17 protein-coding genes and 9 tRNA genes are annotated in these 20772 nt (G+C 34.2%); 16 read left to right on the top strand and 10 right to left on the bottom strand.

Going from position 1 to position 20772, the window contains the following annotated elements:
- Nucleotides 1-4: 4 nt before the first annotated feature.
- Nucleotides 5-2350 (top strand): aerobic respiration two-component sensor histidine kinase ArcB, encoded by a 2346-nt coding sequence (gene arcB, locus KO527_RS21170; RefSeq protein ID WP_216042238.1) that lies wholly within the window; start codon nt 5-7, stop codon nt 2348-2350.
- Between the two features lie 82 nt (nt 2351-2432).
- Here the strand turns inward: arcB and arcA are convergent, their stop codons facing one another.
- From arcA to trmB, 5 genes are all read right to left on the bottom strand, one after another.
- Nucleotides 2433-3149, bottom strand: coding sequence for a two-component system response regulator ArcA (arcA, locus tag KO527_RS21165; protein ID WP_216042302.1), 717 nt, complete (start codon nt 3147-3149; stop codon nt 2433-2435).
- A gap of 146 nt (nt 3150-3295) precedes the next feature.
- On the bottom strand, nt 3296-3847 hold the full coding sequence (locus KO527_RS21160; protein WP_216042237.1) for a YfiR family protein: 552 nt from the start codon (nt 3845-3847) through the stop codon (nt 3296-3298).
- On the bottom strand, nt 3847-5466 hold the full coding sequence (locus tag KO527_RS21155) for an ATP-binding protein (RefSeq protein WP_216042236.1): 1620 nt from the start codon (nt 5464-5466) through the stop codon (nt 3847-3849). The genes KO527_RS21160 and KO527_RS21155 overlap by 1 nt, the downstream gene beginning before the upstream one ends.
- A 94-nt stretch (nt 5467-5560) precedes the next feature.
- Complete coding sequence (rsmC, locus tag KO527_RS21150) at nt 5561-6610, bottom strand: 16S rRNA (guanine(1207)-N(2))-methyltransferase RsmC (RefSeq protein WP_216042235.1); 1050 nt, start codon at nt 6608-6610, stop codon at nt 5561-5563.
- 6 nt (nt 6611-6616) lie between these two features.
- The gene (gene trmB / locus KO527_RS21145) at nt 6617-7342 is read right to left on the bottom strand and encodes a tRNA (guanosine(46)-N7)-methyltransferase TrmB (RefSeq protein ID WP_216042234.1); all 726 of its coding nucleotides are present in this window, start codon (nt 7340-7342) and stop codon (nt 6617-6619) included.
- Between the two features lie 139 nt (nt 7343-7481).
- Between trmB and mutY the strand changes: the two genes are divergently transcribed.
- Entirely contained in the window at nt 7482-8528 is a 1047-nt protein-coding gene (gene mutY / locus KO527_RS21140) for an A/G-specific adenine glycosylase (protein ID WP_216042233.1), read from the top strand.
- A gap of 51 nt (nt 8529-8579) precedes the next feature.
- Nucleotides 8580-8855 carry an oxidative damage protection protein gene (locus KO527_RS21135; protein WP_216042232.1) on the top strand — a complete coding sequence of 92 codons (276 nt, stop codon included), beginning with the start codon at nt 8580-8582 and terminating at the stop codon, nt 8853-8855.
- A gap of 60 nt (nt 8856-8915) precedes the next feature.
- On the opposite strand, the gene KO527_RS26480 is transcribed toward KO527_RS21135, so the two are convergent.
- Both KO527_RS26480 and KO527_RS21125 read right to left on the bottom strand, forming a co-directional pair.
- Entirely contained in the window at nt 8916-11135 is a 2220-nt protein-coding gene (locus KO527_RS26480) for a tetratricopeptide repeat protein (RefSeq protein ID WP_216042231.1), read from the bottom strand.
- Between the two features lie 46 nt (nt 11136-11181).
- Entirely contained in the window at nt 11182-12051 is an 870-nt protein-coding gene (locus KO527_RS21125; RefSeq protein WP_216042230.1) for a DUF4097 family beta strand repeat-containing protein, read from the bottom strand.
- Between the two features lie 270 nt (nt 12052-12321).
- On the opposite strand from KO527_RS21125, the gene KO527_RS21120 reads away from it, so the two are divergent.
- Complete coding sequence (locus tag KO527_RS21120) at nt 12322-12867, top strand: YkvA family protein (protein ID WP_216042229.1); 546 nt, start codon at nt 12322-12324, stop codon at nt 12865-12867.
- A gap of 78 nt (nt 12868-12945) precedes the next feature.
- Here the strand turns inward: KO527_RS21120 and KO527_RS21115 are convergent, their stop codons facing one another.
- Nucleotides 12946-15651 carry a hybrid sensor histidine kinase/response regulator gene (locus tag KO527_RS21115; RefSeq protein WP_216042228.1) on the bottom strand — a complete coding sequence of 902 codons (2706 nt, stop codon included), beginning with the start codon at nt 15649-15651 and terminating at the stop codon, nt 12946-12948.
- A 256-nt stretch (nt 15652-15907) separates the two neighbouring features.
- Between KO527_RS21115 and KO527_RS21110 the strand changes: the two genes are divergently transcribed.
- The 11 genes from KO527_RS21110 to KO527_RS26475 all read left to right on the top strand — a co-directional run bounded on the left by KO527_RS21110 (nt 15908) and on the right by KO527_RS26475 (nt 18126).
- Nucleotides 15908-15983, top strand: a tRNA-Phe gene (locus tag KO527_RS21110).
- A 39-nt stretch (nt 15984-16022) separates the two neighbouring features.
- A tRNA-Thr gene (locus KO527_RS21105) sits at nt 16023-16098 on the top strand.
- 58 nt (nt 16099-16156) lie between these two features.
- Nucleotides 16157-16232, top strand: a tRNA-Phe gene (locus KO527_RS21100).
- Nucleotides 16233-16274: 42 nt separating this feature from the next.
- Nucleotides 16275-16350, top strand: a tRNA-Thr gene (locus tag KO527_RS21095).
- Nucleotides 16351-16401: 51 nt separating this feature from the next.
- Nucleotides 16402-16477 (top strand) — tRNA-Phe (locus KO527_RS21090).
- Nucleotides 16478-16519: 42 nt separating this feature from the next.
- A tRNA-Thr gene (locus tag KO527_RS21085) sits at nt 16520-16595 on the top strand.
- A 51-nt stretch (nt 16596-16646) separates the two neighbouring features.
- Nucleotides 16647-16722, top strand: a tRNA-Phe gene (locus tag KO527_RS21080).
- 49 nt (nt 16723-16771) lie between these two features.
- Nucleotides 16772-16847: transfer RNA gene (locus KO527_RS21075), tRNA-Thr, on the top strand.
- A 114-nt stretch (nt 16848-16961) separates the two neighbouring features.
- Nucleotides 16962-17037: transfer RNA gene (locus KO527_RS21070), tRNA-Phe, on the top strand.
- 148 nt (nt 17038-17185) lie between these two features.
- Nucleotides 17186-17872: a winged helix-turn-helix domain-containing protein gene (locus KO527_RS21065; RefSeq protein WP_354668646.1), complete on the top strand. Its 687-nt coding sequence runs from the start codon at nt 17186-17188 to the stop codon at nt 17870-17872.
- Nucleotides 17815-18126 (top strand): hypothetical protein, encoded by a 312-nt coding sequence (locus KO527_RS26475; protein ID WP_354668647.1) that lies wholly within the window; start codon nt 17815-17817, stop codon nt 18124-18126. Before KO527_RS21065 ends, KO527_RS26475 begins: the two co-directional genes overlap by 58 nt.
- A gap of 231 nt (nt 18127-18357) precedes the next feature.
- Here the strand turns inward: KO527_RS26475 and KO527_RS21055 are convergent, their stop codons facing one another.
- Entirely contained in the window at nt 18358-18891 is a 534-nt protein-coding gene (locus KO527_RS21055; protein WP_216042225.1) for a helix-turn-helix transcriptional regulator, read from the bottom strand.
- Entirely contained in the window at nt 18888-19214 is a 327-nt protein-coding gene (locus KO527_RS21050) for a hypothetical protein (RefSeq protein ID WP_216042224.1), read from the bottom strand. The genes KO527_RS21055 and KO527_RS21050 overlap by 4 nt, the downstream gene beginning before the upstream one ends.
- A gap of 159 nt (nt 19215-19373) precedes the next feature.
- Here KO527_RS21050 and KO527_RS21045 point away from each other — a divergent pair, with 159 nt between their 5' ends.
- Nucleotides 19374-20771 (top strand): efflux transporter outer membrane subunit, encoded by a 1398-nt coding sequence (locus tag KO527_RS21045; RefSeq protein ID WP_216042223.1) that lies wholly within the window; start codon nt 19374-19376, stop codon nt 20769-20771.
- The last annotated feature ends 1 nt before the right edge of the window (nt 20772 follow it).

Below are 20772 nucleotides of genomic sequence, written 5' to 3'. Positions count from 1 at the left end.
TTATATGATTGAATCGTCTTTTACCCCTTGGGTACGTATTTTATCCTCTTTTGTTATTCGATGGGGTAATAGTAAAGCAAGTGCCATCTTGTATACTTTACTATTGTTTATCGCGCTTATCTTATCTTGTACTTATTATTATGTTGCTACAGGCTCTATTGCTTGGTTTGATCTATTACAAAATATTATTTTGACCGCTTTATTTTCACCTGTTTTAGTTTATGTCACGATAAATTTGATTGCACATTTGAATGCCTCCTATGACTTCTTAGAAAACGCAACTCAACAAGAAAAACTATTAAATCAGACCTTAAAAGACAATATTCAACGTTTAAATAGCGAAATTGATGAACGTAAAATGGCATTTCAAGCTAAACGTCGTGCTATTGATGAACTTAGAAGGGAAATTGCTGAACGTAAAAAAACACAACAAGAGCTCGCTAAGCAAGGTGTGTTACTGAGATCTATCGTAGATTCCTCGCCAGATTTATTTTATTACCGAGATGAAAGTGGTTGTTTCGCAGGTTGTAATCGTATGTTTGAACAAGTTGTAGGCTTATCTGGAGATAACTTGATTGGTAAGCATGCGAGTGAAATTTATACCGGTTCTCATTTACCATCTGTATTAAAAACAGATAAAGAAGTACAACAAAAACATATCGCGGTTACTTTAGATGTTAAGTATGACATTAAGGGTGAAACTCATTGGTTTGAAATGCGCAAAGTCCCATTTTTCAATGATAAAAATGAGTACATAGGTTTATTAGGTTTTGGTCGTGATATAACAAGCCGTAAAGAAGCCGAACAAGAATTAGAAACTGCATATAAAGATAAAGGCAAGTTTATTGCCACATTAAGCCATGAGCTTAGAACTCCGCTTAATGGCATTGTTGGTTTAACTCGCATGTTACTTGATACAGACTTAAGTGATGAGCAAAAAAGTTGGTGTAATACGGTATTTTCAAGTGCTGAAACGCTAGGTAATATATTTAATGATATTATCGACTTAGATAAAATTGATCGTGAACAGTTAGATATTGCGTGTGAAAGCATTAACTTATCTGACTTTTTAAATGATGTTATTAATTTTGGCGGAGTGATATCGCAACAAAAAGAACTTGAGTTTAAAGTGGAGCAACAGGGCGAATTAGATGTATTTGCACAACTTGATCCCACACGCCTACGCCAAGTCTTATGGAATTTAATTAATAATGCTGTGAAATTTACTGATGCTGGTGGTGTAAGCTTCACCTCTATTCGAGAGTACCGAAAGGGCAGTCCTTGGTTAATGATTGAAGTAGCTGACAGTGGTATTGGTATTGCGCCTCAAGAAATGAATCGAATATTTGATATGTATTATAAAGTACCAGATGTTAATGGCAGTAACGCATTGGGCTCAGGCATAGGTTTAGCTGTAACTAAAGCCTTAGTTGAAGCAATGGATGGTAAACTATCAGTTGAAAGTGAGCAAGGGCGTGGTAGTTGCTTTACTATGGAGATACCACTTGCATTAACTATGGCGCCAGAGCCTGAGCAACGACTATATGATGGTCGTGGACTTAATATTTTATTAGTAGAAGATGTACCATTAAATGCTGAAATAGCTACAAACTTATTAGAGCAAAGAGGGCATGAGGTGATATGGGCTGAAACAGGTGAAGATGCACTCTCATTTGTTGAAACTGAGGATGACTTAGACTTAGTATTACTTGATATGCAATTACCAGATATAAATGGTGATGAAGTCGCACGCATTATTAGAGAAGACAGCTATTTTGATAAATTACCAATTGTTGCTTTAACCGCAAATGTACGACGTGCTGAAGAAGACTTAGCTGAGATTAATATACAGGGCGCATTAGCTAAACCAATTAATACTGGGCGTTTAGATCGCATGTTAGCTGAGCTTTTTCCACACTCAACGGCAACACAAGAGCCTAAAAATCCTGAACCTAAGATTATGTCAGTTCATCGCGATAGTCCTGAATTGATAGCACAGACTAAGCTTTTAGATCTAGAAACAATCAATGATTTTGTTGAATCAATGGGAGTAGATCCTTTTATTAAAAGTAGTCGATTACTTGAAAAATTAGGTCCTTTATATATTACTGAAATGCAAGATGCTTTAGGCGAAAATGATTTAGATGAATATCAATCGGTCGCGCATAAATTAAAAGGTGCAGCAGGGTCGGTTGGTTTAAAGTCAGTTCAACTTTTAGCAAAAGAGATGGAAAACAATACACATACTGCAACAGCGCAACAAAGGCAGTCCTGGCTTGATGAATTACCTCAAAGTATTACCTTGAGCTTAGAACAGTTAGAAAAATATTTAACGCGTGCTTTTAAATAGTTAAGTATTTAAATTTAAGTCAATAAAAAAGCCCGCAGTTTAAAAACTGCGGGCTTTTTTAAAATAGATAAACTACATTGTTCTATTTATCTAATTTACCAATAAAGCGGTAACCTTCACCGTGAATTGTGCTGATCAGCTCTTGTGTTGTATCATCACTTTCAAAGTGTTTACGAATACGACGTATTGTAACATCTACCGTTCTGTCGTTAGCGCGAAGCTCTCGGCCAGTCATTTGCTTAATAAGTTGCTCACGGCTAAAAATACGACCTGGTGAATCTAGCATTAAACGTAATGCACGATATTCACCTTTAGGAAGACGTTTAGAGTCTCCTGCAGGAGAAGTTAAGCAGCGGCTGTTTTCATCAAGTTCCCAACCATTAAACGTTACTACGCCATCTGTGCTTAATTCACTTTCATCGTCCGAACTTGACGTACGAGTTAATAAATTACGCGCGCGAATTGTTAATTCACGAGGATTGAATGGTTTAGTTATATAATCATCTGCGCCAATTTCTAATCCTAAAATACGGTCAACATCATTGTCACGGCCAGTTAAGAAAATAAGACCAACATTTTTTTGTTGTCTCAGTTCGCGGGCTAAAATTAGGCCGTTTTTACCCGGTAAATTGATGTCCATTACTACTAAGTTGACATCGTCATTTGCTGATAGCTTATCGTGCATATCTTCACCATTAATGGCTTCGACAACTTTATATCCCTCAGCTTGGAATAAACTAACGAGATTTAGTCGTGTGACATCTTCGTCTTCTACGATTAGAATGACTGGTGTTTGCATCATTTGTAACCTTTTGGAAATGTTTAGTTTACAATTAATAATAAAAATGTTAATCGTGCGAATATCTAGCGATTATAGGTGCTTATCGGTTTGTTAACAAGTAAAACTCGTAATAAGGTGATTAAATCCTTTTATACACATACGCGCTATTGAGGGTGAAATTTTACTAAAGCAAGTAATCGAGACTCTATTTTAACTTGGCTTTGGGATAACTTAGCTTTGTTGATAAATATTCTTACTTTGTTCCTTTCTTGTATCAAGGCAACTAATCCACCTAAATCTAAAAACTCAAGTGTTTCACCAATCACCACAACTTTAGGGCTTATTTTGTTAATCCAATGTTTATCAATTTTACTTTGTATATTTTCACTCATGTATATGATATTGCATTTTTGATTAAGTTCCGTGATTTTATTAATATCATCGAAAAAAATGATTGAAATTGGTTTTTTCTGAGATTTCAACCCTTTCTTGTTATGTAGAAAATTCCCAGGTCCTTGTTTATTATTAAAAAAACAAAAATTCATTTCATTTGAGTTTGGTGCTGGGAAAGTCAAAAATTTAGACAGTTTAAATATAAAAGCAGATCGTACTTTTGTGAGTTCTTCAGAAAAAGCATCATTATGGGTGAAAATCAGGCTCAGAAATAGTGCAGTAAATAATATGTTTTTAGAAATAAAATGATGAAATTTAACCATTATAGATCCCCATTTACTGGGAAAGTAATGATAAAGTTAACGCCTGTTGAACCCGTATTATTTAGCGTGATCCTGCCTTTGAGTGCTTGGGTTACTAGGTTATATACTAAATGCATACCTAAACCACTACCGCCTTCGCCTCTTTTTGTAGTGACAAAGGGGTCAAATATTCTATTTCTTATATTGCCAGATACACCTTTACCATTATCAGTATAATTTATTTGGCATTGGCCTTCATCAATCGCAACTTTTATTAAAATTTCTCCAGAGGTCATTTCTTCAAAGGCATGGATCAGGGAGTTTTCAATTAGATTTTGCAAAATTTGATGAAGTGGACCGGCTTTTGAGTGTATTTTGAGTGACTCAGGGCATTCAACAACGACATGATGCTGTGTTAAAGCAATTTCTGATTTCATTGCAAGTAACACTTCATTAATCAAATCATTCATATTAAGCATTAAATTGCTTTCAGTATCTTGATTAACAGCAACTTGTTTGAAGCTAGATATAAGCTCAGCTGCACGGTTTAAGCTGCGATAAACCAGCTCTAAATTCTCTATACCGTCATTTATAAATCGAGAGAGCTGTTTTGATGTCAATGTTTTATTATCAAAAGCAGATTTTATGTCAGACAGTTTATCTTTTAGCAAGGTCGAGCCCGTTACACCTAAACCTATTGGTGTATTTACTTCATGGGCAACACCCGCAACCATTTGACCTAATGAGGCCATTTTTTCATTTTCAACAATTTGATTTTGGTATTGGTGCATCCTTTCTAGCGTATTTAATAACTCCTGATTTGCTTCCTTTAAGGCAATTGTTCTGTGATTTACTTTTTCTTCTAAGTTTTGGTTTAGTAATCTTATCTCTTGTTCATCTTTTTTCTGACGTTCAAGTTGGGCTTGAGTACGAGAAAATAGTACATTTAAACTGTGACTTAGTTGATTGAGTTCAAATATATTTACATGCGGTGCTCTAACCGCATAATTTTTATTTTTTGAAACATCTTGTACTAATGCGCTTAGCCCTTCTATGGGTTTGGCTAATCGACGTTGGATCCTGAAGCTAAGTATAAAGACAACAATTAACACAAAAAAAGCGACTGATATATCTATAATTAATTTATCTTTTATATAGGCATTCAAAGAGGATAGGTCGCCTCTGATATAGACATAACCTTGAATGATTTCTTCGAACATTATCGGCCTAATTACATCTATATAATTACCCGCCAATTCAGAAGTATAAGGTGCTTTAAGTCTATCTAACCTTGCCGGAATAGGAGGGGTGTTAGGTGCATTGTAGCTGGTGAAAAATTCAGTTTCATTACTAAAATCATCAATTTTATAAATATGAATATTTCTGATTTCTTTAACAGCTCGAAATGCTTTTAATCTATTTTCTTCAGTGTCTTCATCATCAAAAAGTAAGCTGATTTGGGCATTGAAAGCGATCACATCGGCATAGGTGGTTAATTTATCGACAGTGAGAGTGCGTTGTTTTTCGATATCTAAGTAAGTGGAAACAGAAACAGACAAGATCAGACAGAAAGCTGTAATAAGCATTACAGTTCTGATCAAAGCTTTTTTGATACTAATAATTTGGCCGTATGCTGGCATATTTAACTAAGTTAGGTCTTTAAATAAAAACATCTCCTTTGATGTTAAGATCTAACTTAGTAATAGGCAATAAAAAAACTAATTTGAAGTGATTTTATTTATTTATGCACTGATAAACTGTAAATTTATTGGATTTAGCAAGAGTTTCAAATTGATTGTAGCTTTGCTCAAGAAACGGTTGATACTTTAAAAAGCTATTTGCAACAATTGTTAAACTGCCTTTTGATGATAAGTGCTGCTTTGAGCTCGTTATAAACTGCTCACTTATGTCATAATCAGTAGACAGGCCGGTATGAAATGGCGGATTACTCACGATATGATTGTACTTGCCCGAAATCTGGCTTAATCCATCACTTAATAAGCACTTACCTTTAACATTATTAGCAGCCAGTGTTAATTCGGTTGCTTTTGTTGCTAATGCACTGACATCCAAACACGTAAACGTGAGGTTATCGTTTAAACTACCTAAATAGGCACTAATAATGCCTGCGCCACAACCAAAGTCGAGTACATGTCCTGATTTTGGCACTTGCATGGTTTCTAATAGGAGTTTAGTGCCCAAATCCATTTCACCATGGTTAAATACCCCTGGTAAGCTGATTACTGTAATGATTTTATCTTTAATTGTAAGCTCAAAAGTCTTTTGGTATTGATTAATATCAAAATCCATTTTGTGCTCTAATCCATTGAATTGATATAAAAGACAATGTCTTGCTGAATCAATTTTTTTTGAAAATTGACACAGTGATTTTAGTTGTTTTTCTGATGACTTTACGCCGCCTTTATTTTCTCCAACGACTAATAAACGGGTTTCATTTGATGAAACAGCACGAATATTATCTAGCATCATTAAAGCTTCAGCTTTTGCTTTTGGGTAATAATAAATGATTAAATCAAAAGGCTTATTGTTTTTATCAACCTTAGGTAACTCTATACCAAGTTGGATATTACAATTACTAGTATGCTGTTCTGCGGCTTTAGTTGCAAAATTACTTGTAAAAGCAGTGAGTGTTTTACATATATTTAAAGCCTTTAACTGCTGTAATAAACCGTCTTGGGTAAAGTTAATAACTAAAATAGAGTCAGCTTCAAGTGAGTGCTCATTGCGTAATAATAATTTACTTGGATTAGTTAGCTGACTCATTATAAATTACTCCACTTTCTCAAACATAAGGTCCCAGACACCGTGACCTAAGCGATGACCACGTTTTTCAAACTTGGTTAAAGGTCTAAAGTCTGGGCGAGGCATGTAATCATTATTTTGAGACTGGTTTTTGAATTTATCCGATAAATTCATTACTTCAAGCATATGTTCTGCGTAATTTTCCCAGTCGGTAGCCATATGGAATACACCGCCGATCTTTAATTTTTTACGTAAATTTTCAACAAATTCAGCTTGAACAATACGGCGTTTATGATGACGCTTTTTATGCCAAGGATCAGGGAAGAAAAGTTGTACTCTAGATAATGAATTATCAGCAATACAGTCAGCTAATACTTCAATTGCATCATGTTCATATACGCGTAAGTTTGTCACTTGTGCAACATCAGCATCTAATAAACATGCTCCTACACCTGGGCGGTGTACTTCTATACCGATAAAGTTCGTTTGTGGTGCGTTGGCGGCCATTTCTACTAATGACTTACCCATACCAAAACCAATTTCTAATACAACGTCGTTATCATTGCCAAAAGTAGCTTTGAAATCTAATGATCCATCTTCATGCATTAGTCCCATGGTTGGCCAGCTTTTTTCTAGGGCGTTTGCTTGACCATTAGTTAAACGGCCTTCGCGTTTTACAAAACTACGAATAGTTCTTATATATTTGCCACTTTCTTTTGCTTGCTCTAATCGAGTTTGATCTTTTTCACTCATTTTTGGTACCAACCATATCTTCTGCCTAAATTCGGTGGCGTATTATCCCTGTTAGCACCTCTTGGCACAAGTAATCTCTTGACCTTTTTATTATGAGTTATAGACTGACGGGCATATTTTTGCATGGGGTTTGGTTAAGTTGGAATTAACATCGACAAAAAGTAAGTGGTTTTCGTCTCAAGTTGTAGATTGGTATGCTTTACACGGTAGAAAAACATTACCTTGGCAGATCAATAAATCGCCTTATAAAGTGTGGGTTTCTGAGATCATGCTACAACAAACACAAGTGATCACAGTAATACCTTACTTTGAACGCTTTATGGCAAGGTTTCCAGATGTTGCATCATTAGCAAATGCAACAGAAGATGAAGTACTGCATTTATGGACTGGATTGGGATATTACGCTAGAGCAAGGAACTTGCAAAAATCGGCAAAAATAATTCATGAGCAATATAAAGGGCAGTTTCCAACAGATATAGATGAGGTTATCGCTTTACCTGGTATTGGAAAATCTACTGCAGGGGCAATTTTATCATTATCATTGCAACAACATCATGCCATTTTAGATGGTAACGTAAAACGCGTATTGGCACGTTTTTTTATGTTAGATGGCTGGTATGGCAATAAAGCGGTTGAACAAAGGTTATGGCAATATAGCGAAAAGCTAACACCAAAAAATAATGTGACAGAATTTAATCAAGCTATGATGGATTTAGGCTCAAGCCTGTGTTCTCGTGCAAAGTTTGATTGTGAACCTTGTCCATTGAATAGCAAATGTTTAGCGCTTAAAAACGATGTAGTAAAACAATATCCAAACCCAAGACCGAAAAAAGTAGTACCTAAACGTCATTGCCATATGCTTATTCTTAAAGTAAAAGATCAGCTTTTATTAGAAAAAAGACCAAGTGAAGGCATTTGGGGGGGGTTACATGCTTTTTTGCAATTTGATGATGAAAGCATGTTGCAAACTTATCTTGCTCAGCAAGGTATAAAATATGAAGCAAAATACTTAGATTCATTTGTACATATATTTACGCACTTTAAGTTAACCATTAACCCAGTTGTGATTGAGCTTAACGCTCACCCTGATGTGATAAATGATAATCAAATAATTTGGTATGATTTAAAATCTAAATCTGAAGTAGGTTTAGCTGCACCAACTAAAAAATTAATAGAATTATTTTAGTTGAAACATTAAAATAGTAATATATTTCGAACTTCCAAGAGAGTTTATACAATGTCACGTACCGTATTTTGTCAAAAATTACAAAAAGATGCTGAAGGTCTTTCTTTTCAACTTTACCCTGGTGAACTTGGGGAAAAGATTTTTAACAATATTTCAAAAGAAGCTTGGCAGCAGTGGCAACATAAACAAACTATGCTAATTAATGAAAAGCACTTAAATATGATGGACAATGAACACCGTTTGTTTTTAGAAGAGCAAATGACAGGCTTTTTATTTGAAAACAAAGAAGTTGAAATTGAAGGTTATAAACCGCAAGAAAAAAAGTAACGGTGTGACCAAAGTAATCTTAAAATAAACCCCTCTTGATATGGGGTTTATTTTTTATAGCTAAAATTCATCAAATTCAATAGCAGAGAACTCATCTTCTACAGCCATCTTAGAGCGCATAGTGGCTAATCTTGCTCTTACGCCACCCATCATAAGAGAAAACTGAGAGTCTAGCTGCAATTGAGACAAGATAGGTTCAAGTTCAGCACGCCATACCGTCACCCAGCCAACATCAATCGCCCCTTGAAGGTAATAAAATGATTCATTTGTTTTATTCTGTAGTGCTTTTAGTAATGCCATATTATAAAAATATGAAGGATTATTAGTTTTTTTAGTAATATCGTTTTGTAAAAAAGACTCAAACTCTGAGATTACTTCATTTGCTTTGCTTTCATCGCCAATTGATTTATAAGCATAGGCTAAATGTGCAACTCCTTGGCCATTATCCCTACTATAAAAATCGGTTTTATTATCTTGTTGATGAAGCACTGTAAGTGCTTTAATTGTAGATACATAATCTTGTTCATAATATGCTTTTTCACCTTTGAGATATTCACCTTTACCCATTTTTTTGTGGCTTAATTTTACATTACCTAATAATGCTAGCGCTTCTTTCTTTTTCCCTTGACTTGCCAATAATCTTACAGTTAAAAAATCGATATCACCTTGGTTAAGTATATTGGTGTTCGCTTTTGCGTATTTTAACCATTTATTCGTCGAGTTTAAGCTGCCAATATCAATTGAAGCTGTGATAAGGCCTTTTAGTGCTTCTTTATTGTTAGGGTCAACTTCTAGTGCGCGGCTGAACATCTTTATTGATTCATCTAAACGTCCTCTATCAGATAGAATATGACCCACTAAGTTATATGCGCCTGGGTAATAGGGATCATTAGCAATGATTTGTGAAAATAAACTCATCGCTTTATTTTCTTCACCTGCTTCATAAAACCCCCATGCAACGTTAAAAGCTGACACTGATGATTTAGGATCTAGCTCTAAGGACTTTTCAAAGTGCTGATGTGCAGACTGCTTTTTACCCTGCCATTTTAGTAATGATCCATACCACATATGCGCCATGGCATAGTTTTCATTAAGTTCAAGTGCTTTTTTAAATGATTCCTCAGCTTTTTTCTCGTCTATTCTTGAAAGTAATAAGCCTTGAGAAGCATATGCCGCGCCTAGTTGGTTATTAATTGCTAAAGCCTTATTTATTGCTATTTCTGCATTTTCGTTTGCAGTTTCTCTAGATAAATTCCCATATAAAGCAAGTAGTAGATTTGCGTCAGCAATGCCAACAAAGGCTCTAGCGTACTTATCATCTAGTGTCGTTGCTAAAGTAAAATGCTCGAGTGCTTTTGTAATAGATACTGCCGTTCTATGACTAAGTTCACTTTGACCTTTACCATTTGCAATCATAGCTTCAACATTAGTTGTTTCCGCAAGGAACTGAGTTTGTTTTTTTGTACCAAGCAAAGTTTGAGTCATCTTATCAACAACAGAAGTGGCTATTTCATCTTGTATCTGAAAAATATTCTTATATTCACGATCATAGGTTTGAGACCAAAGATGCTCACCCGTAGCAACCTTTATAAGTTGTGCGGTAACGCGGATTTGGTTGGTTGTATCACTTTTTCTAATACTGCCTTCTAAAATAGTATCAACACCTAACTCTTTACCTATTTCAGTAATCGTTTTGTTAGATACGCCCTTATATGCAAATGAAGATGTACGTGCTGTCACTTGTAATTTGGGGATTTTTGCTAATAGATTTAATAACTCTTCAACCATGCCATCTGCAAAGTATTCGTCATTAGGATCATTGCTAAATGCAATAAAAGGCAAGATAGCAATGGTTTCTTTCGTTATTAATGGGGTAGTGGTGTTATCTATACTCGATAAAGTTTGAGGGCTAAACTCAACATCATCTAAATCTTTTTCAAAGTAAAGTTGTGAGCTTACAGTAATGATAAAAACAATTAATAATGAGCCAACAACAGCCATTGTTGTTTGTATATTTGTTTTTGGACTGCTTTCTTCTTGGCTATCTTTATATGCCCAAACAATGCCATGGTCAGTAAAGTTAAATAACCAAGCGAATACTAAGCTAACAGGGAAACCTAAAATAAATATGCCAAGTAAAAGGGTCATAAATGAATCAGGCAGGCCTAAAGCAGGCATGCTTAAATCGGCTATTTGGATCAATGGCCAAGCTGATACTGCATATATAGTTGCAACTTTAAATACTTGTCTTTGTTTAAGCTGTTCAGAGAAACTTTTCACTTATTCTCCCTTTATAATAATGACTTTCCATAAATATTATTAACGACTATTCTTCTATTGCTACAGAGCCTGTGACTGTATTGATTATTAACTTTCCTGAGCCATCACCAGACACAAAATTAAGCTTTTGTTGTTGCATCATTGATTTTTCAGGTAAATCTTTTGTAATTTTATTTTTTATTTTACCACCAAACTGACTTTCGAGCTTACAAGCGGCATTGAGTTCACCTACGGTTTTGTATTTGATATCCCCACTAACACTGGTTAATTTAATATAAGCATCTTCTTGTAGCTTTCCTTCAATAAATGTTTTTCCAGATACATTCTCGGTTTTTAATATTTCTATATTATCAATCTTTGCGAAAATCTCACCAGACATTGACTTAGCATAGGCTTTAGAGTATTCGCCTGAGAAATTAACTGTGCCGGTAACAGACTCAATACTTAACACACCATTTGAGTCTTTAATGCTGATATCACCACTTACCGTTGAAACATTCACCTTTTGTTGTGCTTCTTGGATAATTAAATCGCCGTTTATAGTGCGACCTTCAATCCCCGATTTTAAATTGTTAAATGAAAAAGAGGTATCTACACCTTTAAACCACACAGATGTTTTACTAGGCATAAATATTTTTAAATCACTACCATCACCTAAATGTGAGTCGCCTTTCATTTTTACTTTGATATAAAGCTTATGGCCTTTATCTTTAATTTTTAGCCCTAACGCAGAGTCATCTAATTCACCTTGAATTTTGATCTCTTCTTTATTCCAACCTATAACTTCAACGTCACCTCTTAGATTATTTATTAATAGATGTTCCAATGATTTAACTGAAATTGTTTTATCAATTAGCTCACCTGCAGAGGCGTTAGTAATAAAGATAAGCGTAAACAATAAAAATACTATTTTCAAAAAGACACTCCGCGGTTAAAGTTTAGTTTCTATACAAGTATACAAATATATTTGTGTTATAAAAGCTTAAAACAGTTAGCAGATGTTTCATATTTTCAGCTATTATTTCTTTACTACTCTAAATTAATCATAATAGTTTATCACTAAAAAATTAATGATTGATTACTCATGTTAAAAAAGCTTTAATAAAACAAAACTAAAATGGTGTTTTTATACTGCTTAGTTTATTTACTTAGAAATAATAAAGATGGATTTTAAGGAGTTGTATTTATGTCTGTAGACATTACATTTAACCTTCAAGACAGTGATTTAGAATATTTTCGCGATGTTATGCGTAAAGCTCAGTCTGGGGTAGGTAATTTAGATGAAAAAGATATCTTAAATAATGTTCGTGCTTTATCGAGTGAAATAAAAACAGATGTACCGGAGTTTGTGTCATCTAGATTAAAGCAGCTAGAAACATTAGTTGCAATGATCGAAGATACAGAATGGAAAATTCCAGCTGAAGAACGCAAAGATGTAATTAGTGCACTTGCTTACTTTAGTGAGCCAGAAGATTTAATTCCTGACCATATTCCCGTATTAGGCTTTTTAGATGACGCAATTATGATTGAGTTAGTTGTTGCTGAACTAAAAGATGATATGGAAGCCTTTGTGGAATTTTGTGAATATCGCTCTCGTGAAGAAGTTCGTAAAGATCCTGATACGATTACACGTGAAGAGTGGTTAGAATCAAAGCGTAAAGAGTTACACGGTAGAATGCGTTCTCGTCGCAAGGGTAGAGGCGGTAGAGGATTCTCATTTAGAGTGTTTTAGTGATTGATTAAGACAAGTATTAAATATTAGAAAAGGTGAACTCAGTTCACCTTTTCTAATATTAAAACTGAATTTCAATTAGTTTAACCTTTGATTTATAAACTCTTTAACTTCAAAATAGTGTTGCTCAAGTTGATCAAATATATGCTCTATTGTATGGGCATCACATGATTTATTATCTACAATATCTTCTAATTTTTCAGCTGTTTCAGATAGAATATAGGCACCGATACTTTTAGCTGTAGATCTTAATTGGTGTGCGTTGTCCATGATGCTCTCCTGATCTTCAAGTGTGATAGCAAGCTTTAAATCAGTCATTAGCTTTGAGCCGTGTTCTAGAAACATATTTAAAAAATAAGCATGTTGAGTTGTATCTGGTCCAATATAATCAGCTAAAGCTTGCTCATTTAATGTTGGAGATATTGTTTTTGCAGGCGTTATAGGCAGCCATTTATTTAATGTTGTTTCTAATAAATTAAGTTCGACAGGTTTAGTTATGTAATCATTCATACCTTGAGATAAACATTTATCTCGCTCGCCTTTGAGTGCATTTGCTGTAATTGCAATAATAATGCTCTCTTTTTTCATATCGGTTCTACTTGGCCCAAGCTCTCTAATTTTTTTAGCTAAATCGTAACCTGACATTTTTGGCATGTGTAAATCAGTCAATACCAAAGAGTAATTACCAGATTGCCACATTTTCAAGCCTTCTTCACCATCAGAGGCAATTTCAACGCCATAGCCAAGTAAATGTAGCTGGTCGCATATCACCTGTTGGTTCATCATATTATCTTCAACCAATAAAATGAGTTGGTTGTTTTTTCGTGCCTGCTCTATAGAAGGGTATTGATTGAGAGATTTTGCCATTTTGATATTTTTTGCTTGATGCAATCCAGCGGCAATAAATAATGAATTAAAAAAGCTCTCTTTACATAGCGGTGCAGCATTAAGGTAAAATATATTTTTAAATGAAAGTTTAGCTTCACTGAGTTTACTTAAAACAATCACTTGTTGATTGTTTTCCTCTAAAGAGCCACTTAGCCTTCTAAGTGCTTGATTAACTGTTGGCATAGCGTTAATACCATCTAACAGCCAAATTAAATTTTTTGTTTTATGCCAAGGTAGCTCATTTTTTAAATCATCTAAATAAATAACTTCAGCATTTAAGAATTTCAAATAGTTATTGATATATTCACTTTGTTTATTGTTTTGGCTAAAAAGTACAATTTTTTTGCCTTTAAGTCGGCCTTTATCTTTTACAACACTGGTTTCATCTATTGAAAATGGCAAGGTAACGATAAACTCACTACCAAAGCCTAAGTCGCTGTTTACTTTTATGTCACCGTACATCAATTCAATGAGGCTTTTACAGATAGATAAACCTAATCCGGTGCCGCCATATTCACGGGTAATGCTTGTTTCAGCTTGATTAAATGGTAAGAATATTTTGGCGAGTTGCATTTTATTCATGCCTTTACCATTATCAGAAATTTTAAACTCTACTGTATGGTGATCATCGCTTTTATTGACTAAAGAAACTTGAATGCAAATTAAGCCTTGTTGTGTATCGGTTGATTTTGTAAATTTAATGGCATTGCTGCATAAATTATAAATCACTTGGCGCACTCTAACGATATCGCCTGTTACCGAGTCTGGGATATTAGGGTCAATATAAAGGTCTAATTCTAGGTTGTTTTTATGAGCAACAGATGAAAGCACTTTGGCTACTTCTTCAGTTATTTTAATAATCGAAAAACTTTTATTTTCTATCTTTAATTTACCCGCTTCAATTTTAGAAAAATCAAGAATATCGTCTAAGATCCCTAATAATGAAAATGCTGAATCACGGATGATGCTGCTCAATCTATGTTGTGCGCCCGTTAAGTCGGTATGACGTAATAAATCAATGGTTCCTATTACACCATTCATAGGTGTACGGATCTCGTGGCTCATAGTCGCTAAAAAAGTTGATTTAGATTCATTTGAAAGCTCAGCTGACTTAATGGCCTTTTCTAACTCCTCAGTTCGTGATGCAACTTGAATTTCAAGGTTTGAATGTAAAGCTTGTAAATCAAGTTCAATTTGAGCATGAGACTCTTCTTGAGTACGTACTTTATTAAGTAGCTGATTAATTAAAATTGAAATTTGTTTTAAACCTAAACCAATATTTGTAGATACTGAAAGTTTAAAGTCTTGCTTTTGAGTGATTAAACTAATTTCATTTTCAAGTTGCTGCGTACTGTTTTTTATTTTTTTACTTAAATATTTAGGAAATATAAATAATAGAATAAAAGCAAATAAAATACTCGCAGCAAGCATGATATAAAAAAGCGTACTATCTATTTTTTTATTCACCTTTTGCACTATAACCAAGCTACCTATGACAGCGTCATTTTTCTTTATAATGTGATGTAAATACATCTGATGATTTTTTTCAATTGTCTGATTTTTTAAAATACCTTCAACATTAACTTCAGAAGTTTTACTAATTAACTGAAGAGAATCTGTTTTTGTTTTTTTGTATAAATAGAAATCAAGCTTAGGATTAATCGCGTTAGCTGAAAATAAAATTTGAATAGCAGTGTTATAACCAAAGCGAGTGAGCGCATCAGCAAGTGGGTTATCGATTTTATTGGCAATACCTTTTAAATGAACTTCAGAAAAATGATTATTTTCTTTAGGAATTAAATATGTTGTATATGTAGAAGAAAGAACAAAAAGAAATAAAAGAATAAAATATATAAGATGCATCATTTTTTTTGCTGAAAATGTATCTGCATTCATATCGGAGGCATTCCTTTTTAATGAATAAAGTAAGTTTGTTTATTAGATTGTTAATAGTAGCATTTCATTAGATTAAAAACGAGATTAAGAAAACTGTATGATTTTTTATCAAATTGATGTCTTATTGAGCTTAAAATCAGAACCTTGATTGAAAACTATGCAAACAAAAAATAGAGTAAAAAAAAAGTTGACTTAAACACCTAAAACCAGTTTAATACGCCGCACACCAAGACGGCTGCAAAGTTTGTCAGGTACTGCCTCGATAGCTCAGTCGGTAGAGCAGAGGATTGAAAATCCTCGTGTCCGTGGTTCGATTCCGCGTCGAGGCACCATTTTTATACTTTTAGTAAAAAGTAGTTGTGATTTAGTGTGCCGACTTAGCTCAGCTGGTAGAGCAACTGACTTGTAATCAGTAGGTCAACCGTTCGACTCGGTTAGTCGGCACCATTTATTTAGAGTTTTGGTATTTTACGAAAACTCAAAAAGTGAAAACTTTATAGTTTTTGCCTCGATAGCTCAGTCGGTAGAGCAGAGGATTGAAAATCCTCGTGTCCGTGGTTCGATTCCGCGTCGAGGCACCATTTATTTTTTCGTTTTATTTAAACGTTAGACAGTTTTAGTGTGCCGACTTAGCTCAGCTGGTAGAGCAACTGACTTGTAATCAGTAGGTCAACCGTTCGACTCGGTTAGTCGGCACCATTTATATTAAAGTTAAATGTATTATTACGTTTAATTAGCACAGTTTAATGTGCCTCGATAGCTCAGTCGGTAGAGCAGAGGATTGAAAATCCTCGTGTCCGTGGTTCGATTCCGCGTCGAGGCACCATTTATTTTTTCGTTTTATTTAAACGTTAGACATTTTTAGTGTGCCGACTTAGCTCAGCTGGTAGAGCAACTGACTTGTAATCAGTAGGTCAACCGTTCGACTCGGTTAGTCGGCACCATTCTTTAAAAAGTTAAATATAACTCTTATGTTTAGCTAGCACAGTTAATGTGCCTCGATAGCTCAGTCGGTAGAGCAGAGGATTGAAAATCCTCGTGTCCGTGGTTCGATTCCGCGTCGAGGCACCATTTTTTCGTTTTATTTAAACATTAAACGAATTTAGTACGATTTTAGTGTGCCGACTTAGCTCAGCTGGTAGAGCAACTGACTTGTAATCAGTAGGTCAACCGTTCGACTCGGTTAGTCGGCACCATTTATTAGTAAAGATCAAAATGAGAAACTGTAATCAGTAACTCATACAGGTTATCCGTTCGATACGGTTAGTCTGAACAATTTATTATTGCCTTTAGGCAAGCACAGTTAATGTGCCTCGATAGCTCAGTCGGTAGAGCAGAGGATTGAAAATCCTCGTGTCCGTGGTTCGATTCCGCGTCGAGGCACCATTTATTCTTTATGAATAATAAAAAACCAAGCATATGCTTGGTCTTTTAGTTTCTAACTCACCTTTTTATTATCAATTAACAATTCTTTATTTTTCTTAATTAGAATGTTTACTTAATAAATATCCCTAAAAGAAAATTTTCATTTTTTTTGATTGATACTTGCCATATTCTTTCGCTGGATGGAATAGGGATATATTTAATATTTTTGGAATATTGCTTTAAGGGTTTTTCGATAGACTTCGAAAACACTCAATTAAAAATCAATAACAATTTAGTTCAAATTGATGAAAGTACTTTTTTGCTTTTTAAACTATTAATTGAATCCTCCCCAGATGTTTGCTCTAAGCATTTGTTGATCCAAGTCATTTATGAGAATAAAGAAATTACGAGTTGGTGTTTGTCTGAGCTTATTACTCAAACCCGAAATATATTTGCATTAGCAGGTTATAAAGGTCCGTTAATTGAAACTGTTCATGGTAAAGGCTATAAATTAGATGATTCATTATCAAAACAACTCAATAGACTTAAAAATGAAACTGTTGAGTTTTCAAATACCATCAATAAAGAAGTTAAGTTAGCAAAAAAATGGCAGTATCCAATTTATTTTTTTGTTGCTGTATTATGTTTCTCGATTATACATTTAACGATGATCCAGCTTCGGGGTGTCGATGAGCAATCAGAACAAGTAAATCAGATTCTTTACAGCGAACCTAAACAGGCACAAGGGCGTATTTTATGGGTTGATGATCATCCTGAAAATAATATTAATGAAAAAAAATTTTTGAAAGCAATAATATCGGAGTATATACCACTACCTCAACGGCAGAAGCCTTAAAGCTGCTATCACTTTATAACTATCAAGTTGTTATCTCTGATATGGGGCGAAATAATAATTCTCTGGCTGGGTTAAAATTATTGAAAGCAATGAGGTCTAATAACGATCACACTCCTTTTTATATGTATACCTGGATTTCATCAGACGCTTTAGTTAAAGAATTAAAAAATAATGGTAGTCAGGGATTTACAATTGAATCAGAAAAGCTTTATTCTCAAGTATTACCTATTTTTAAAAAATCAAATAACCTCTAATTTCAACCCTAGGGGATGATTTTTAATGTGCTGATTTTTAGCTATTATATGTTTATAAGCTGATTTGATAAAAGCGAAAGGCTCACGCTACAAATGGCTTAAAGTTAAATTAAGTTAAAAGTTTAATATGTTGTTGCTACAACATTTGCTCCGAAAAAGTCCTTCCCTTAAGGGCTTTTTTTTTGTCTGAAATTTAGAGGCGTAACATTTTTCTATTTTAAGGGATTTGGTTTAACGGTGACTTCGTTTTGATGGTATATACTTTAAACTCCCGCCTGCTTCATCTACTTTTCGATAGATGTTGTTTAAGTGGCTGCGTAGCGTTGGCTTTGAAATATTTAATTGATTACATATTTCTTCATTACTTAAGTTGGCTATGGCTTTTGAAATCACTTGTATTTCACGTTTACTTAAACCCATAGTGCTATAGTAGGTTATTGCTTCGGCATGTTTTTGTTTTAGAGGTTGTAAAATTGTTGTGATGTGTTGATCGCTACAAAGTAAAGTGACATCAAAATAGTCGTCATGTAAATAGCTGTTTGGGTATGAGCGGTTACCCCATTGATTCCATTGTTGGCTATCATCGGTATTATAAATTGCCATGCAATGATCATTGCAAACCTTGTTTTCAAGTTGACCACATAAGCTAATACATGTGTTATTTTGTTTTAATACTGTTTTATTTTCATCCTTAATACAAACAGCCATACCCGCTTGCTCTATTGAATTTAATAGTAAGCTATCCATTTGAGTGTTTTTTTTCATATTGCCACTTTAATAAAAGTAGAGACAAGGGTTTGACCTACTTTTAATTCTGCTGAGCTTGATGTCATTTCAAAAGTAAACTCTTTTTGCTTTTCACTTTTAGTCCCGCAATCTAAATTAATACCGTTTTCATCATAAGCTGCCCAAAAACAATGATATTTAGCCACTTTTTGTGATTTTTCATAAATCTCAGCTTTGCCATCAAAATTTATAATGATTTTAGTGAACTCAGATTTTGTGTTTGATGACCATTCTCCAGCAGCCGGGTGTCCATTACAGCCTGTGATTAATATTACAATGGATAAAATAAAAATAGCTTTCATAAATAATGTAATTACTTTTAATTAATGTAATTAGATCATACAAAAATTGCATTTTTTTCAGTTGATCCGCATCAATGTAAGCTTATGTAAAGTTGCTTTAGATATTTTATTGACTAGGTTTACAATAAAGTGTTGAAAAATTTAAATAGGTTTTAGTATATGAGGCAGCGCCTTAAACCATTAAGTGTATTTCTAAGTTGTATTTTATTAAGTGCGTGTAACACCACAACCTATGAACTTGATGAGTCATTACGTCAATCAAATGTCCCGCAAACTTGGCAAAATAATACCCAAGTACAAGATGTTAATAGTGGATGGTTGAGTCAAATTAGCAATGAGCAAATCCAAACATTAGTTTCAGTCGCTTTAAGTAATAATTTCGCCTTAAAACAACAGGCCTATTCACTTCAAATGAAAAAGCAAGAGCTTATTATTTCTGGTAGCGCTCTTTGGCCATCTTTAGATTTAGCTGTTTCAAGTAGTCGTAGAAAAAATACATCACCAAGTGATTATACAAATAGTGCTTCTGTTGATTTGAATATTAAGTATGAAATTGATTTATGGGGCAAGTTATCTGATTTAAATAAGCAAGCAAATTTAGACTATTTATCTGAACAAGCTAATTATGAGCAAGCTAGGCAACAATTAGTTGCAGATGTGGTGATAGCTTGGTTTAAAGTGATTGAATCTAATCAATTAACTCTGTTATATCAACAACGCGCTGATAATACTCAGCAGAACTTGGACATCATCGAATCAGGTTATCAACAAGGGCTAAATAGCGCATTAGATGTGTATTTATCGCGTAACGAAGTCAATAGTGAGCTTTCACGTACTGCTGAACAAAAAGCAACAAAAATAGAGGCTATTCGTTCTCTTGAATTACTTTTAGGAGATTATCCAAAAGGAGCATTAGCTATTGATGCAAGTTTGCCTTTATTAAACTCAGATATTCCAACAGGCTTACCATCAGAGCTTATTACACGTAAACCTCAGCTGATAGCCTCTTGGTATCAACTTTTAGCAACTGACGCATCATTAGCATATGCGCATAAGCAAAGGTTTCCTGCAATCAATCTAACAGCATCAATAGGTAACAGTGGTTCAGATTTATCTGATGTTGTTTCTGCATCAGCACTAGGCTGGTCATTGTTAGGTAATTTAGCCATGCCACTATTTAATGCTGGCAAGCTAGAAGCAAATGAAGAAAAAGCGCGTTTATTACTCAAGCAAAAAGAGCAAGGTTATTTAGAAACTTTACATCATGCTTTTTTAGATGTTGAGAACGCAGTCACTCAAGAAAGTAGCCTAAAACAAAGGTATCAAATGATGTTAGCGGCACAAGAAAATGCCATTGCGGCACAAAGGCTATCATTTGAAAACTACCAAAGTGGTTTAGTTGATTACACTACAGTTCTTGATGCTCAAAGTCGCTCTTTTGATGCGCAAAGCACAGTGATACAAATAAAAAATCAATTAATCAGAAATCGAATTCAATTGCATATTGCGTTAGGTGGTGACTTTTCCACTGTAGAACAAAATGAAATGGCTAAATAAT

This window comes from Pseudoalteromonas sp. C2R02, from assembly GCF_018860845.1.
Lineage (GTDB): Bacteria > Pseudomonadota > Gammaproteobacteria > Enterobacterales > Alteromonadaceae > Pseudoalteromonas.
Note: the sequence above shows the minus strand (reverse complement) of the source record. Positions and strands in the feature narration are given on the sequence as shown.